A 14339-nucleotide genomic window follows, 5' to 3' on the forward strand; every position below is an offset into this window, starting at 1 on the left:
GAGGAATTATTTATGGGATATCGCTTACCTTTCGCAACCACAATTGCCATCTTTCTGCTTCTTATTGGCGGAGGCCTCGTTGTAGGCTTTGATGCGGGCCTTGCCTGCTCTGACTGGCCGTTATGCAACGGCAAGGTCATTCCGCCAATGGAAGGGAAAATCATTATTGAGTATACACATCGGATGCTGTCGACTGTTATCGGTTTTATGATTCTTGGGAATCTGTATGCCGGATGGCGGAAGCGAAAGGAAAGCCCCCTTGCAAGTAAGCTGGCTTACTTGTCTGTTGTTCTCCTTATTATTGTCGCCGTGCTTGGCGGCGTAAATGTTCTGCATAAATTGCCGCCAGGTTTTACGTCTATGGATGTAAGTGTAGCGATGCTGCTATTCTCGACGTATGTTCTGCTTACAGCGGTTACACTAAGCGAACACCGTAGAAAGACAAATCAATTCCATCCGGATAAAAGAGTTCGTTCTCTCTATAAACCGGCCCTTGTTGCAACGATCGCTATTTATGTTCAATTCGTGTTAGGGGCTTTTATTAAGCACAGTGACGCCGGTGCAATCTGGGTGAAAGGCGAACTCAGACTGCTCAATAGCATCGTCTCTTCTTCTGTTGTGGCAGAAGGGTTCGGATATGCTCACATGTTTGCGACCTTTATCATATCCGGTGCGGTTATGTTTACGCTGTTCTATTCACTTCAGAAGAAGGTAGCAAGGGAGCTAAACTATGCAATGGCAGGGCTGCTTACCCTTCAGATTGTTGCCGGGTTTATTACGCTTATAAGCAAGCTGGCTGTTGTGGCTGATATTGTGCACCTTGCTCTCGGTGCCCTTATGCTTGGTGTTGGCGTGTTTATGACCGCCCAGGCTAAGATAGGCGCTGAACTTGTCGGGCGCCGGAATTTAGTCGTTGTTCCTGATAATGAGAAATCGAGAGAAAACATTAGCTAGCGTTACATCAACAAGGGAGGTTTTTACATGGACACTCCTGTTTCTGAAAACACGTTAACAGAAGCAACTGTTTCCTATGAAAATTCCGCAGAAGAAGCCACTCAATCAGCTTCGCTCTCCGAGGGAAAGCCGAAAGGCGGCTGGCGGGATTACTTATCTGTAACAAAAGTCGGAATTACAGTGTCCAATTTAATGACTGTATTCGCCGGGATTTGGATTGCGTGCGATGGGCCGCTTCCTCTTGGGACAGCTCTTCTTGCTATGCTCGGTTCCGCCCTGGTGATTATGTCGGGTACCTCCCTGAATAACTACATTGAGCGGGACCTTGACGTGCTTATGGCGCGCACGAAAACCCGGGCGCTGCCCGAGGGCCGCATCTCAGCGCAGTCTGTACTCCGGATGGGGATTATTCTCGGGATTGTCGGAACGCTCATTCTCGCTTCCCTTAATCCGTTAACCGCTCTGCTTGGCATCGTTGCCCTGTTCTTCTATGTAGTGGTGTACACGATGTGGACGAAGCGGACAACAACGCTTAATACGCTCGTGGGTGGAGTGTCCGGCGCGATGCCCCCGGTTATGGGCTATGCGGCTGTTACCGGGACAATGGACGCAACGGCATGGGTTCTGTTCGCTGTTCTGTTTATCTGGCAGTGCCCTCACTTCCTTGCACTCGCCATGCGCCGTGCCGACGAATACCGCAATGCCGGGTTTCAGATGCTTCCGGCGGTTCGCGGCTTTGAGGTAACCAAACGTCACATTCTCCGGTATACAGCGGCTCTCGTGCCCGTTACATTGCTGTTTTATGGACTGCACGAAGTCGGCAGGGTTTATCTCATTGGCATGGGTCTGCTCGGAGCAGGGTATGTAGCCTTAAATGTAAGCGGACTTTTCATGAAAGACACAATGAAGTTTGCACGTATGTCCTTCGTTTATTCGCTTGTTTACCTCGTTATGTTTACTGTGCTTGTCATGATTGACCGGGTGTAAGCGCATCCGGACACTGCCTTAGGGAGGTATAGAAATGGCTGTACATTCTCATGAGAATCAGCTTCCGAAAAAAGGAATAAGAGACGACGCTCAGCTCGGCATATGGCTTGGACTGATTTCTTTCACATTTCTGTTCGCCGTGTTCATCGTATCGAATGTATATCTTCGCGGCTGGTCGCCGGACGTATTTACGATTACTTTGCCTGCAGGGGTACAAAATCTAGTCAATTATAATGTCATTCTGCTCCTGCTTATCGGCGTGTGTACGCTCGCTGGGGGAATTAGCTATAAGAAGCACAAAACCGCAGCGGCAGGGGCGTTTCTAGGGCTGGCTATGCTGGCTTCGCTTGGGTATTTGTTTTTTGACTGGATGCTGATTCAGCAGTACAGAGCGATTGGGCCGGCTGCCTGGACAGTATATGTAACGGTCCAATCCTTTATGGCGATTCTTGTTGCGATTAGTGTTGTATTATACCTTCGCGCTTTTTTCTTCATGATGAAAAAGGATGAGGCAGCGCTGAATCGTTTCATTCCTGCCTCTACAGCAGTATGGATATACACCGTTATTATGGGGCTTTTCGTATTCATCCAGTGTGATTTCATCCAGATCGGACAGTTTGCTGAATGGTGCGGTTTGAAGCTTCGGTAGTTAGGTAAATAACCATAGGGAGGGAATCGCATGGGGATTATCTTTTACGCAATGGGATATATGCTTTTTCCAATCGCTCTATTCTTCCTCTTCATGTACTTATCCAGGCTGACAACGAGGGAGTAGTCCGGAGAATAAGGGGTGGAATGAAGCCATGTCGGCTGTTATAAAACGCTATGGGTTTGCCTTCGTCGCTACCCTTCTTATTGCTGCTGTCATCCTCACCATCGGCTACCAGCTGTGGTGGGGAGCCAGCCGCCTGCCTGTCGTTGACCGGGCACCTGACTTTACTTTAAGTGATATGCACGGAAAAAGGGTTGCCCTGCACGATTCAGATGGCAAGGTGCGTCTGGTTTCCTTCCATTACACGAGCTGTCCGGACATCTGCCAGGCGACCAATGTCAATCTGCAGCGGATTCAGAAGCGGTTGAAAGAGGAAGCGATACTGGACAAGAAGGCGCTTCTCATGACGATTACTTTTGATCCGAAAAGGGATACAGAAGAAGTACTGCAGAAGTATACGGATGCCCGTAATATTCAGCCGGATGGCTGGCTGTTTTTACGCGGCACCCCGGAGCAGACGAAGCAGGTGCTTGACGGATTTAAAGTGCTGGCCGAGGAACAGCAGGGCGGGCTTTTCATGCATTCCAATCAGTTGTTCTTAGTAGACGGAAATGAAAACATCCGGCGGATTTATAAGATGGGCAGTGAAATGAACAATGATGATATTGTGGATGACATTAGAAATCTCGTGAATGATTCGCTGTAATAACAAAGGGGAAGACCTTTTATCACATGGTAAAGGGTCTTTTTGCTTCCATTTAAGATTGAATGGGAAAATACTTGACGAAGATAGAGGAAGAAATAGAAAACGAAGAAGGAGAAATAGGATGAATTGGATTGAGTACTGCGTGGAGCTGCCTCCGGAAACTGATACAGAGTCGGTTTTATATTTGCTTGCTGAGATAGGATTTGAAAACAGCTGGGTGGATAACCCGATTGAGGTTGTGCGGATTTCGGATGGCTATGACTATAAGGTGAAGGATACGAACGTCTTTGTGACTACATACGAAGCTATTGCGGAAGGGGCAGCGATAGGGGAAGGGCCGGGAAATCAATGGACGTACTTCGCGAGCATCTTCGTTCTTTCGAGATCATTGCTGTCCGATGGAAGGAGCCGGAACTGCAGCATACAGACGACTGGAAGGAGTATTTTCAGCCTGAAGTCATCTCGGATGAACTTGTGCTTATTCCGGTATGGAGGCAGGAAGAGGCACAGGGAAAATACCCGCAGCGCTACCGGATGATTTTCGAACCGGGGGGTGCGTTTGGTACAGGAAAGCACGCGACGACACAGAGCTGCCTGCGGTATATTGAGCAGCTTGATATCCAGGGCAAATCGGTCCTTGATATCGGGGCGGGGTCCGGTATTCTTTCGGTCTATTGCGCCATGAGGGGGGCGGCGTCCGTTCTGGCAGCCGATATCAATCCTTCTTCACCTTCCGAGATTCAGCATCTTTCTTCTCTGAATGGTATCCATACTATTGAAGTATATGAAGGGGATGGCAACCGGTTGGAAGGTGAGAACATGTACGATTTGATCGTAATCAACATCGGCGGAGAAGAAGCGGTTCGCCAGGTGCAGACATGCCGGAGGCTCATAAAGGGTACAGGAGCGGCGATCGTTTCAGGTATTGTAGAGTGGGTGGAGCCACAGGTTCGGATCGCCTATGAACAAGCCGGATTTACCCTGCGCAGCAGGCAAATGGATGATGAGTGGTTTACCCTTCTGTTTACGGTGGAAAAAAGTGCAGGGAACCCCTGAGCAAATTTTTGAGCAGACACAAAACGAACGGACCTTGCGATTTTTAAATCGGCTGAGCGGGGAGTAAGGGAGGAGAGCGGTCTTCCCCCTTGCTCACTTTCCAGATTCAACAGAAGACGGTTCATCGTTAAAGAATTGTTCTTTACTTTCCGTCGTAAACCAGCAATCGGATACCAGCGGGTTCCGGCGCATGCGAATTTCCAGTCTATTAAAAAGCTGAATGATACCGGGGAATTCGCTGTCATCAATCGTAAATCTTACCCCATATTCATGCAAACCGTTTTGGCCTTCTTTTTTCCATACGACATATCCAGGTAATTGCACTTCCTGTTTAAGGATAATCGTTTCAAACTCTAAGATAACGTGCGGATTTACCGGAAGCTTCATCGGGGAGATAAAGCGGAGGCCGCCGAAGCTAACATCTTCAATCAGGACTTTTGTGCTGCCTGAATCGATTGCATTGCCTTTTATTTGTATGATCGTTACATTTGAAACGAGGGGGTGCGGAAAGGCAAGCCGAAAGAATTCACGATTATTCTCGTTGTCCATTATCTTCACATCCTATGAGATCGCTGTTCGTCTATGTAGTTAGTACACTGTGCCGGAAAAAGAAAGGTGTCGAAAATGCACGTATCTTTCTACTTGACCGACACTGATTTTATGTGGTACTATCATTCTACGATCATTTTTTCGATTTGTGTGATAAATTCCCTTGTTATTTTTTGAAAATGATAAAAAAGAACTATAACACATTATATGCGGGTGTGGCGGAATCGGCAGACGCGCTAGATTCAGGTTCTAGTGATAGCAATATCGTGGGGGTTCAAGTCCCTTCATCCGCACCATTAATTGTCATTCTAACTACGTTGAATTACTTCCTGCTAGAATGACATCAGTAGTATCTGCTGACAGCAGATGCACCATAGCAAATACATACTACGTTTAAAAGGTCGCTGTTATGGCGGCTTTTTTTAGTATAGGAAATTATATTTCGCTTTAAAGTGTTAAGGAAGGAGGACGCTGGATGGAACATATTGAATTCACCGATTTGATGGAATTAGCCGATATGATTACGGAGCGGCTGGACAATCCAATTACAATCGAAGACATGAATCACCATGTCGTAGCGTACAGCACGCACGGGGAAACGACCGACCCGGTTCGAATGGAAACGATCATGAGGCGAAAGGTACCGGAAGCGGTTCTTGTACGTTTCTGGAAGGATGGCGTCATCCAGTCCCTTATGCACAGCGACGAGCCGGTTCGTATTCCGGCCATGAAGGATGTAGGGCTGAACGACCGTGTAGCTATCTCCATTCGCCGCGGCCAGGAGATTCTTGGCTATATCTGGGTACAGGAGGCGGTGCGTCCATTAACGGAGCATGATTTCTCCATCCTAAAGTGGGCTGCCCGGCTGGCGATGCCGCGCATGCTTCACCGCAAAGACAGGCAAACAAAGAATGAAGAAAAGAGGCAGCAGTTTTTTTGGGAAGTGCTGTCCGGCGGAACGGCGGAACGGCGGGAGATTGAAAAAAGAGCAGCCCAGCTGCAGGTGTATTTGCCGCCGGTCATGGAGGTGCTCGTCTTCGAGTTTCGCTCTTCAGGTGAGGTTTGGCATAGCCTGCAAAAGGAACTGGACTACCTGTTTTCAAATCTCGGCGATTTTTTCCCGGTCCGCTATATTCCGATGTGGGTTTTTGATGAGAACCAGTTTATCATTCTGGCGGGTATGAATGGGGATGAGGAGGAGAAGATGCATGAGGCAAGTAAAACATTTGTCGGGCAGCTTCATAAGCGTCTTAACCGCCGCTTCGGAAAAGAAAGCATGATAGCGGGGCACGGCCAGCCGGTGCGTGATGTAACGAAGATTGCGGTGAGTTACCAGCAGGGGCTTGAAGTCATCCACTTAAAAAAGGCGCTTCCAGAGGAATTGGGCGAGGTGCAAGGCTATCATGAACTTGGTATGTACCGCCTCTTCCCCGAAATGAAGAAATGGAATGAAAAAATGAATTATACAAACACGAAGCTTGAGCGCCTTCTTGCTTATGACCGGGAAAATCAGAGCAACCTTGTAGATACGCTTGAGGCATTCCTTGCGACGACGGGCAAAATAAACCAAACGATACAGCGTTTGCATATCCACCCGAACACGTTGAGCTACCGTCTTAAGCGCATTACAGAAGTAGGCGGCGTCGATTTGAATGATCCAAATGATCGGGTCATGCTTTTTCTTGATTTAAAGATGAGAAAATATAAATGACAGGAATCCCTTGTGGTGGGATTCTTTTTTTTAGGCAGGACATTCTAAACGTAGCGGCGTTTATGAAAAAGGGAGTTGTGGAATTCCACAAATAAGAAACGGCATTTTTACAGTTTACAACAAAGAAAAGTTCATGAAAAATACATAAAATAATAGATAAGGTAAGACATGCACCGTTGCTTATTATAAGGAGGTTATATAAATGCTAGTAGGAATCCCTAAAGAAATAAAAAATAACGAAAACCGTGTTGCGATTACACCGGCTGGTGTAGCTGCGCTCGTACATGCAGGACATGAAGTCATTGTGGAAACGCAAGCAGGTATTGGAAGCGGCTTTGCGGATGATGTATATGCGCAGGAAGGGGCGGAAATCGTTTCCACTGCAAAAGAAGCCTGGTCGGCTGAGATGGTTATGAAAGTAAAAGAGCCGCTCGCTGAAGAATTTCAGTATTTCAAAGAAGGATTAGTGTTGTTTACGTACCTTCACCTTGCTCCGGAACCTGATCTGACAAAAGCGCTCGTTGACAACAAGGTCATCGCTATCGCCTACGAAACAATCCAGTTAGACAGCGGTGCGCTTCCGCTTCTGACTCCAATGAGTGAAGTAGCCGGACGCATGGCTGTACAAATCGGTGCCCAGTTCCTTGAGAAGTCCAACGGCGGAAAAGGAGTACTGCTCGGCGGGGTGCCTGGCGTGGAAGCAGGCCGTGTTACGATTGTTGGCGGCGGAATCGTAGGAACGAACGCAGCAAAAATCGCGCTCGGCATGGGCGCGCGCGTTACGCTGCTTGATATTAGCCCCGACAGACTGCGTTACCTTGATGAAATCTTCCAGGGCCGCGTTCAGACGCTTATGTCAAATCGCTATAACATCGCTAAGGCCGTTAAGGAAGCAGACCTTCTTGTCGGTGCGGTTCTCATTCCGGGTGCACGCGCACCGCGTCTTGTAACTGAGGATATGGTAAAAGAAATGGAACCGGGCTCGGTTATCGTAGACGTTGCGATTGACCAGGGCGGTTCGATTGAAACGATTGACCGAGTAACAACACACAGCAATCCAACGTATGTGAAGCATGGCGTTGTTCATTATTCTGTGGCGAATATGCCAGGTGCTGTAGCCCGTACCTCCACACTGGCCCTGACAAACGTTACGGTTCCTTATGCTGTACAAATCGCAAGCAAAGGATATCGTGAAGCGGCGCTTGCCAATCCGGCGCTGGCCCGCGGCATTAACGTTATTGAAGGAAAAGTAACCTTCAAAGCGGTGGCTGATGCGCTTGGCTACACGCATGTTAACGTAAAAGAAATCTTAAACAACGGAACGGTAACTGTATAACAGTGAGAAAGGAGCACCTCCCGCAGGTGCTCCTTTCTTATCCTTATGTAGTTACTGTACTCGTTACCACCCCTGTATCGCACGTAAACGGACGGAATTATTTCTGTATGTTTTAAAATTCTTTTGGACGCTCATACTACAAAGAGACATCATAGAAAGGAGGGGTAGAGATGAAGAAATGGATGGCATATATCGTTGCGACCATTATGGTTTTCTCGCTAGTTACCACGGGATGTGGAAGAAACAACAATAATGGAAACGCCGGTAAAAGCGGCACGAAATCACAAAGCAACCAGGGCGGCGGCCAAAAAGGCGGTCAAGGTGGTCAAAAAGGCGGTCAAGGCGGTGGCGGTCAAGGTGGCAGGTAAGAACAGCAGCCAGGCCGGACAAAGCAGCTAAACGCAAAGCCGATAAATAAAAGAAGGAACTTACATATCCTGTAAGTTCTTTTTCTATACTAATGGATAAAATCAAGTTTTTCGTTTTAGACTTTTGCATTGCGGGCGATGAACGCGATGTTTTTCTCGCTTAAAATTTTATTAACAAATAAGAGAAACTACTAATGAGCAACAGGCTAAAGGCGCCGAGGACGATGCTTACCAGTGAAGCGTTGAGCAAAAGCTGATTGTACCCGAAATGCTGCTTAACTATGCCGTAGTTATTCACGGCCAGGTAAATGCCGGCGATGACAAATCCCCACTGCAGAATAAGTAAAGGATAGAGGAAAGCGGAATAGTATGTAAAAAACGTAACGATAGAAAGAGCAAGGGATAAAATCGCAAAGCCTAAACTGGCAACCGTCGTTATCGATATTTTTTCTTCTTGGTGCTCTAGGGTTCTCTGCACGGTGAATCACGTCTCCTCTTGTTGTGTTGAGATTCCATATAACGTATGCAGGGCTATGTGCTTTTTTTACCCCTTTTACTTTAAATGGAAACCACTTCAGAGAAGGAAACGTTTCTACTTTAATGTTGCTTGCTGGCCGGTTGCTTTTTCATTGCCACACCGGCGGTCAGGCAAAATCGCATCGCTTCTTCCACGGGCATGGAAATGAATTCAATCCTTTCCCTCGGATACAGCTTCAATTCTCCGCTGACCTGCAGGCCGTGGGGAATGTAGACAGCAACATAGGACTCAGCAAGCCCCAACGCTGTTACGTTTTCCGCTGTAAGAAATCCCACTCTTTTCGCCCCGTCTTCTTCCGTCAGGAGAACAACCTGGGAGAAGGATTTCTTTTCTCCGATGAATGATTCAACGGTATCTTTTACCATCCCATAAATGGTCTTCAGCCCAGGAAATCGTTCAATTAGTTTTTCCGTCCACTCTAATAGCTTACGGCTCAGCCACATCTGGCTGAAAAAACCAACCACTGTAATGAGGAGCAGGGTAATGAGGAGTCCCATGCCGGTAACAGTGGGGAGAGAAAAATAAATAAGCAGCTTTTTTCCAAGCCGGTCAATCAAAGTAAAGAGATAGGCAACGATATAAATCGTAACTCCGATAGGTGCGATAACGAGTAATCCGTTTAAAAACCATTTTACAAATCGCTTCAGCTGACTCACTTCCTTTTTCTTTTTTTCTAGAATAACATGATTTGCTTCAGGTAAGTTTAAATCGATAAGATAATGGACGAAAAACAAAGAATAGGCGAGGTATAAAGCGTTTACATTTAATAATATCTTTACATCAGCTTAATTGAAATTATATGAATATTTACATTACAAAAGGATTGATATAGGCTAAAGACAGGTAAGAAAAAACAAAAAGAAAGGAAGGCAAACAGCAATTGACATGCTAGCTTTCAGTTCGGGATCATTACCGGGCAGAAACAGCGCTTCCCTTACCTGTTGCGACTGTCTGTCATTTAATAAAAAGGACCATAATCCTGAGCTGATATGATAACTCTATCGGAAAGGGGATAGTCCGGTGACATAAGTAAGCGAAGCATGCCATACACAGCTGTTCTTATAGCTATGGGCATGTGGGATTTTACTGAACTGGAAATATCGAATGAAGCATGCACGGCATGCTTGCTAGTATGAAAGGACGTTTGCAAGAAAAGTGGATATGAAAGAAGCAGCGTAAGACCCTGGTTTCCTCCGCAATGAAGGAGAGACAGGGTCTTCGTATTTTTTTGCGGCAAGCCTGCTGCTCCCCCCTGACACTGCCTGATTGAGTGAGATATAATAAGCTATACAAAGAACTGTACAGGGGGAGAGGAATTCATGCGCCAAATCAGCTTAGATTATGTAGAACCTGGACAGGTTCTTGCCAGGAGCATTTATACGAGTGATGGGAGAACCTTATTGAATGCGGGGGTTCTGTTAACTCCCGGTATGATTACGAAGCTCCATCGCATCGGCGTAACCGTTCTTTACATAAAGGATAAACAGTTTGAAGATATCGTTATCGAAGACGTTGTTTCCGAAGAAACGAGGCGTGAAGCGATTTCTAATGTGGCGGATGCCCTCCAGTGTGTACAGGAAGGAAAGGAATTTGACACCAAGACGGTATCAAAAACGATGACAAACCTTGTTGATGAGATTTTGCGGCAGAAAAACGTGCTGCTAAACTTAACCGATATTCGGACGAAGGATAACCAGCTCTTTGTGCATTCGTTAAACGTATGTATCATGTCTACGATTATCGGTATGAATATGGGTTACAACACAGCGAAATTAAAAGAACTGGCCCTTGGCGCTCTGTTTCATGATGCGGGAAAAGCGCTTCAGAGCGACGATCCGCTTCGTCACCATTATACGCAGGAAGGTGATCATCATGCGTGGATCGGGTTTAACGTACTGCGCAAAAAGCACGAACTAAGTCTTGCAACCGCGCATGTTGCCCTCCAGCACCATGAATTTATTGACGGTACAGGGGAACCGCGGGGGATTTCCAGTGCTGAAATACACGAGTTTGCCAAAATCGTTGCTGTGACGAATTTTTATGATAACTTGATTTCCGGGTTATCTGCCGAGCCGACGATGCTTCCTTATGAAGCGAGTGAATATGTAATGGGATTGGCCGGAAAGCGGTTTGACCACGATATTGTTATTAAATTCCTTCGCTCTATTGCTCTGTACCCGACCGGAAGTTCGGTGAATTTAAGCACCGGAGAGATAGGCGTTGTTGTGGGGCAGCACAAAGGCCTGCCGTCCCGTCCGATTATCCGCGTGATTAAGCAGAACAGGGAGGACAGGGGAAAGTATGAATATGACGAGCCGGAAGTGAAAGAAGTAGACTTAAGCAAAGAGACAACCGTATTCATTGATTCGGTTTTAAACTCCTAATAAGGTATACTTGTTTCAAAAAATTTCTAAATATTGCCGCATAATGAGGAACGGGAGGATGGAAAATGGTGATTGACTGTAAAAATATAAGCTGGAAGCGTGATAAGAAGGCGATTCTGAAACAGGTAACATGGGCTGTAGAGCCAGGGGAGCACTGGACTATTCTCGGGTTGAACGGTTCGGGGAAAACGACCCTTCTTAATATTATAAACGGATACATATGGCCCACCACAGGAGAAATCAGTGTGCTGGGGAAGAAGTTCGGCGAATATGATCTGCGTGAATTGCGGAAATCGATCGGCTGGGTCAGCTCTTCCATGCAGGAAAAGCTCTATGGGAACGAAGCTGTAACGAACATTGTGCTGAGCGGGAAGCTTGCCTCCATGGGTCTTCTCTATGAACGGCCGGATAAAGAAGATGTGGAAAAGGCAGAAGCCCTGCTGGAGCAGATGGGATGCTTTCCGATGAAGGACCGGCTATATCAGACTCTGTCACAGGGTGAGAAGCAAAAAGTGCTTATTGCCCGTGCCCTTATGGCTTCCCCGCAGCTGCTCATTCTTGATGAGCCAGCCACAGGGCTCGACATTTTCGCACGGGAACAACTCCTCCAGACGATTCAACAGCTGGGAGAGCAGCCGGAAGGGCCGACGCTCGTTTACGTTACACACCATATTGAAGAAATTACCCCCGGCTTTAAACATGCGTTATTGTTAAAGCAAGGAGAGGTCTTCGCTGCCGGCCTGGCATCTGATGTTTTAACAGGAGAAAGTCTTACCAACTTTTTTGATACAAAGGTAGAAGTAAGATGGCAAAAAGGGCGTCCGTGGCTGCAAATTGTCTAGCGTGCTGCACCGGGTTGCCTTCGACATTTTTAAAAATCAATTTTTATTTTCAGAAAACCGGCCTTGCGGAGCGATACATAAACAATAACGAGAGCCGGGCCAAGAATGAGGCCGATAAAGCCGAGAAGCTGAAAGCCGATATACAGACTCACGAGTGCGGACAGTGCGCTGATTCCGAGGCTGGAACCGAGCACCTTCGGTTCAACCGCCCGCCGAATGACCGTGATGGCGACGAACAGAATAAGCAAACCGATGCATAATCGTGTATCGCCGTTCGCATAGCTGTAGATTGCCCACGGCACAAGAAAAGAACCTGCGCCCAGGATAGGCAAAATGTCCACAATAACAATAATGAGCGAGAACAGCAGCGCATAGTTGACACCGAGAATTAAGAGGCCGATGAGAGTAAGCACATACGTAAGCAAACTCAAAATGACCTGGGCGCGAAGAAAGCCGATAAAAGCGCGGAAAAGCTGGCTCAATACGAGTTCCACCTTTTCGCGCGCAGAATCGGTAAAAAGAGCCATGAAGTTTCTCCGCAGGCGGGGCAAATCCATGCTGATAAGAAAGAGAGAGATCAGGTAAATAATTGAAACGATGAGGAGGCCCGGGATGCTGGCAACTCCGCCGAGGGCAAACTTTGTAATCGCACCCGCTGCATTTGTCGCAGAATTCTTCAGGCCTTCTGTAAGCTGGTGTACTGTAGATATCGCATCAAACGGCAGGGAAGTCGTGAACCGTTCCCATTTTCCTGTGTACTTGTCTATAAACTCAGACAAACTGGAGAAGAAGGCAGGAAGTTTCCCGGCTAATTCCATACTCTGTATAACGAGCACGGATCCGAGACGATAGCCGCCTATGCCAAAAATAGCAAAAAACAAAAGAAAGACGAGTGTAACTGCCAGAATTCTTTTAATAGCGAACGTGCGGATAGCAAAGCTAACGAGCGGTTCCAGAAAAATCGCTGTCAGCAAAGCAAGAAGAAAAGGGATTGTATACGGGATTAACAGCAAGCATACGACTGCAAGAATAATAAGCACAAACGTTTTTCGAAGGGCCGGCATACGTTTACTCCAATTCATTTAATTTTTCCGGGGTCCAGTCTCTCACCCCATTATCTTCAATAATTCCAAGCGTTACATCTGCAATATCGGCATCATTAAGCAGTTTATCCTGCACGCGGAATTTTACATCATCGGCATCTGCCAGTGAAAGGCCGGGCTGAAGCTCCATATAGCTTTCAACATGATAGAACCGGCCTTCCTGTGTAATTCTCATCATATTAATATCTGTCACACAGGAATCTGAAAGAATGATTTTCGCGACTTTTTCCTCGACAACCCGCGGAGCAGCAACGCCAATAAGCCCCACCATATTATCATAACCTACCCGAAAGACCACGCCTACCATAAGAAAGCCGATTAGAATCGTTGCGATTCCATCAAGTATGGCTATATTTGTGAAATGCCCGATCATGATGGCAATTAAGGCAAGCAGAGAACCGCTTGTACCGACAAGATCTTCATAGAATACGAGCCTTGTCGGCGGTGCCGCCCGCTTGACGTGCCGAAAAGCAGCCGGAACGATGCCCAGGCCCTTCGCGTCTACACGGGACTGCTCTACAATTTCCCTCATTGCTTTAATTAATACATATCCATCGGTTCCGATTGCAAGAACGAGAATAAGGAAATTCAGCCAGAAATGGCTCGATTGTGCAGGGTGATTCAGTAAATGAAACCCTTCAAGAATCGTTTCGTAGGCCATAATGGTTACAACAATAACCGCAACCATACAGAAAATGTTAATTACGCGCCCGAACCCGGTCGGAAAACGACGGGTAGGCTTTCGTTCTGCCAGCACGCTCCCTGTAAAGACAAAGCCCTGGTTGACCGCATCAGCGACAGAATGCATAGCAGTGGCAAACATTGTCCCGCTTCCGCTGTAGAAAGCCGCCACTCCTTTGACAAGCGCGAGCGCTGTATTTCCTGCAGCAGCCGCTGCCGACGTTGCGTTTCCTTTTTTCACGAGTTCCCATGGAGAAGCCATGTCTCCGCCTCCTGTCTATTTTATCCTTTATTCTCCTTTACCCAAAATTTAAGGAATGGAAAGAGGGGAAAATAATTCTATTCTTAGAAAAAATGTTAATTTTTTGGAACTTATTGTTTTTGTTTTGCGTATATAATGGTAGCTAGGCGG

15 protein-coding genes and 1 tRNA gene are annotated in these 14339 nt (G+C 46.9%); 11 read left to right on the forward strand and 5 right to left on the reverse strand.

The window, feature by feature from the left end:
* Positions 1-12 precede the first annotated feature (12 nt).
* The 5 genes from MBEAL2_RS00415 to MBEAL2_RS00435 all read left to right on the forward strand — a co-directional run bounded on the left by MBEAL2_RS00415 (position 13) and on the right by MBEAL2_RS00435 (position 4415).
* Positions 13-954 carry a COX15/CtaA family protein gene (locus MBEAL2_RS00415; RefSeq protein ID WP_047150366.1) on the forward strand — a complete coding sequence of 314 codons (942 nt, stop codon included), beginning with the start codon at positions 13-15 and terminating at the stop codon, positions 952-954.
* 27 nt (positions 955-981) lie between these two features.
* Entirely contained in the window at positions 982-1941 is a 960-nt protein-coding gene (cyoE, locus tag MBEAL2_RS00420; protein WP_047150367.1) for a heme o synthase, read from the forward strand.
* Between the two features lie 34 nt (positions 1942-1975).
* Entirely contained in the window at positions 1976-2590 is a 615-nt protein-coding gene (locus MBEAL2_RS00425) for a hypothetical protein (RefSeq protein WP_047150368.1), read from the forward strand.
* Between the two features lie 154 nt (positions 2591-2744).
* Entirely contained in the window at positions 2745-3359 is a 615-nt protein-coding gene (locus MBEAL2_RS00430; protein WP_047150369.1) for an SCO family protein, read from the forward strand.
* 348 nt (positions 3360-3707) lie between these two features.
* The gene (locus tag MBEAL2_RS00435) at positions 3708-4415 is read left to right on the forward strand and encodes a 50S ribosomal protein L11 methyltransferase (RefSeq protein ID WP_052947331.1); all 708 of its coding nucleotides are present in this window, start codon (positions 3708-3710) and stop codon (positions 4413-4415) included.
* A gap of 93 nt (positions 4416-4508) precedes the next feature.
* On the opposite strand, the gene MBEAL2_RS00440 is transcribed toward MBEAL2_RS00435, so the two are convergent.
* Positions 4509-4964 (reverse strand): PilZ domain-containing protein, encoded by a 456-nt coding sequence (locus MBEAL2_RS00440; protein WP_052947332.1) that lies wholly within the window; start codon positions 4962-4964, stop codon positions 4509-4511.
* 209 nt (positions 4965-5173) lie between these two features.
* Here MBEAL2_RS00440 and MBEAL2_RS00445 point away from each other — a divergent pair.
* The 4 genes from MBEAL2_RS00445 (at position 5174) to MBEAL2_RS00460 (ending at position 8379) form a co-directional block, all read left to right on the forward strand.
* Positions 5174-5260 (forward strand) — tRNA-Leu (locus MBEAL2_RS00445).
* A 179-nt stretch (positions 5261-5439) separates the two neighbouring features.
* The gene (locus tag MBEAL2_RS00450) at positions 5440-6675 is read left to right on the forward strand and encodes a PucR family transcriptional regulator (RefSeq protein WP_047150370.1); all 1236 of its coding nucleotides are present in this window, start codon (positions 5440-5442) and stop codon (positions 6673-6675) included.
* Between the two features lie 202 nt (positions 6676-6877).
* Complete coding sequence (ald, locus tag MBEAL2_RS00455) at positions 6878-8011, forward strand: alanine dehydrogenase (RefSeq protein WP_047150371.1); 1134 nt, start codon at positions 6878-6880, stop codon at positions 8009-8011.
* A gap of 170 nt (positions 8012-8181) precedes the next feature.
* A complete protein-coding gene (locus tag MBEAL2_RS00460) occupies positions 8182-8379 on the forward strand; it encodes a hypothetical protein (RefSeq protein ID WP_047150372.1) in 198 nt (65 codons plus the stop codon).
* Between the two features lie 160 nt (positions 8380-8539).
* Here the strand turns inward: MBEAL2_RS00460 and MBEAL2_RS00465 are convergent, their stop codons facing one another.
* Positions 8540-8857: a hypothetical protein gene (locus tag MBEAL2_RS00465; RefSeq protein ID WP_047150373.1), complete on the reverse strand. Its 318-nt coding sequence runs from the start codon at positions 8855-8857 to the stop codon at positions 8540-8542.
* Positions 8858-8976: 119 nt separating this feature from the next.
* Positions 8977-9573 carry a DUF502 domain-containing protein gene (locus tag MBEAL2_RS00470; RefSeq protein WP_152667653.1) on the reverse strand — a complete coding sequence of 199 codons (597 nt, stop codon included), beginning with the start codon at positions 9571-9573 and terminating at the stop codon, positions 8977-8979.
* A gap of 663 nt (positions 9574-10236) precedes the next feature.
* On the opposite strand from MBEAL2_RS00470, the gene MBEAL2_RS00475 reads away from it, so the two are divergent.
* Together MBEAL2_RS00475 and MBEAL2_RS00480 are read left to right on the forward strand one after the other, a co-directional pair.
* Entirely contained in the window at positions 10237-11301 is a 1065-nt protein-coding gene (locus MBEAL2_RS00475) for an HD-GYP domain-containing protein (protein WP_047150374.1), read from the forward strand.
* 65 nt (positions 11302-11366) lie between these two features.
* On the forward strand, positions 11367-12143 hold the full coding sequence (locus MBEAL2_RS00480) for an ABC transporter ATP-binding protein (RefSeq protein WP_047150375.1): 777 nt from the start codon (positions 11367-11369) through the stop codon (positions 12141-12143).
* A gap of 29 nt (positions 12144-12172) precedes the next feature.
* Here MBEAL2_RS00480 and ytvI read toward each other — a convergent pair whose 3' ends face one another.
* Together ytvI and MBEAL2_RS00490 are read right to left on the reverse strand one after the other, a co-directional pair.
* Positions 12173-13207, reverse strand: coding sequence for a sporulation integral membrane protein YtvI (gene ytvI / locus MBEAL2_RS00485; protein WP_047150376.1), 1035 nt, complete (start codon positions 13205-13207; stop codon positions 12173-12175).
* 4 nt (positions 13208-13211) lie between these two features.
* Positions 13212-14189 (reverse strand): cation diffusion facilitator family transporter, encoded by a 978-nt coding sequence (locus MBEAL2_RS00490; protein ID WP_047150377.1) that lies wholly within the window; start codon positions 14187-14189, stop codon positions 13212-13214.
* Positions 14190-14339 lie beyond the last annotated feature (150 nt).

This window comes from Aneurinibacillus tyrosinisolvens (assembly GCF_001015055.1).
GTDB classification, from domain to species: domain Bacteria; phylum Bacillota; class Bacilli; order Aneurinibacillales; family Aneurinibacillaceae; genus Aneurinibacillus_A; species Aneurinibacillus_A tyrosinisolvens.

Bases quoted from the DNA above. Each gene is read 5' to 3' on its own strand.
- MBEAL2_RS00460 (WP_047150372.1), top strand. From the start codon at position 8,182: ATGAAGAAATGGATGGCATATATCGTTGCGACCATTATGGTTTTCTCG.
- MBEAL2_RS00415 (WP_047150366.1), top strand. From the start codon at position 13: ATGGGATATCGCTTACCTTTCGCAACCACAATTGCCATCTTTCTGCTT.
- MBEAL2_RS00450 (WP_047150370.1), top strand. From the start codon at position 5,440: ATGGAACATATTGAATTCACCGATTTGATGGAATTAGCCGATATGATT.
- MBEAL2_RS00475 (WP_047150374.1), top strand. From the start codon at position 10,237: ATGCGCCAAATCAGCTTAGATTATGTAGAACCTGGACAGGTTCTTGCC.
- MBEAL2_RS00440 (WP_052947332.1), bottom strand. From the start codon at position 4,964: ATGGACAACGAGAATAATCGTGAATTCTTTCGGCTTGCCTTTCCGCAC.
- ytvI (WP_047150376.1), bottom strand. From the start codon at position 13,207: ATGCCGGCCCTTCGAAAAACGTTTGTGCTTATTATTCTTGCAGTCGTA.
- MBEAL2_RS00480 (WP_047150375.1), top strand. From the start codon at position 11,367: ATGGTGATTGACTGTAAAAATATAAGCTGGAAGCGTGATAAGAAGGCG.
- MBEAL2_RS00430 (WP_047150369.1), top strand. From the start codon at position 2,745: ATGTCGGCTGTTATAAAACGCTATGGGTTTGCCTTCGTCGCTACCCTT.
- MBEAL2_RS00425 (WP_047150368.1), top strand. From the start codon at position 1,976: ATGGCTGTACATTCTCATGAGAATCAGCTTCCGAAAAAAGGAATAAGA.
- cyoE (WP_047150367.1), top strand. From the start codon at position 982: ATGGACACTCCTGTTTCTGAAAACACGTTAACAGAAGCAACTGTTTCC.
- ald (WP_047150371.1), top strand. From the start codon at position 6,878: ATGCTAGTAGGAATCCCTAAAGAAATAAAAAATAACGAAAACCGTGTT.
- MBEAL2_RS00435 (WP_052947331.1), top strand. From the start codon at position 3,708: ATGGACGTACTTCGCGAGCATCTTCGTTCTTTCGAGATCATTGCTGTC.
- MBEAL2_RS00490 (WP_047150377.1), bottom strand. From the start codon at position 14,189: ATGGCTTCTCCATGGGAACTCGTGAAAAAAGGAAACGCAACGTCGGCA.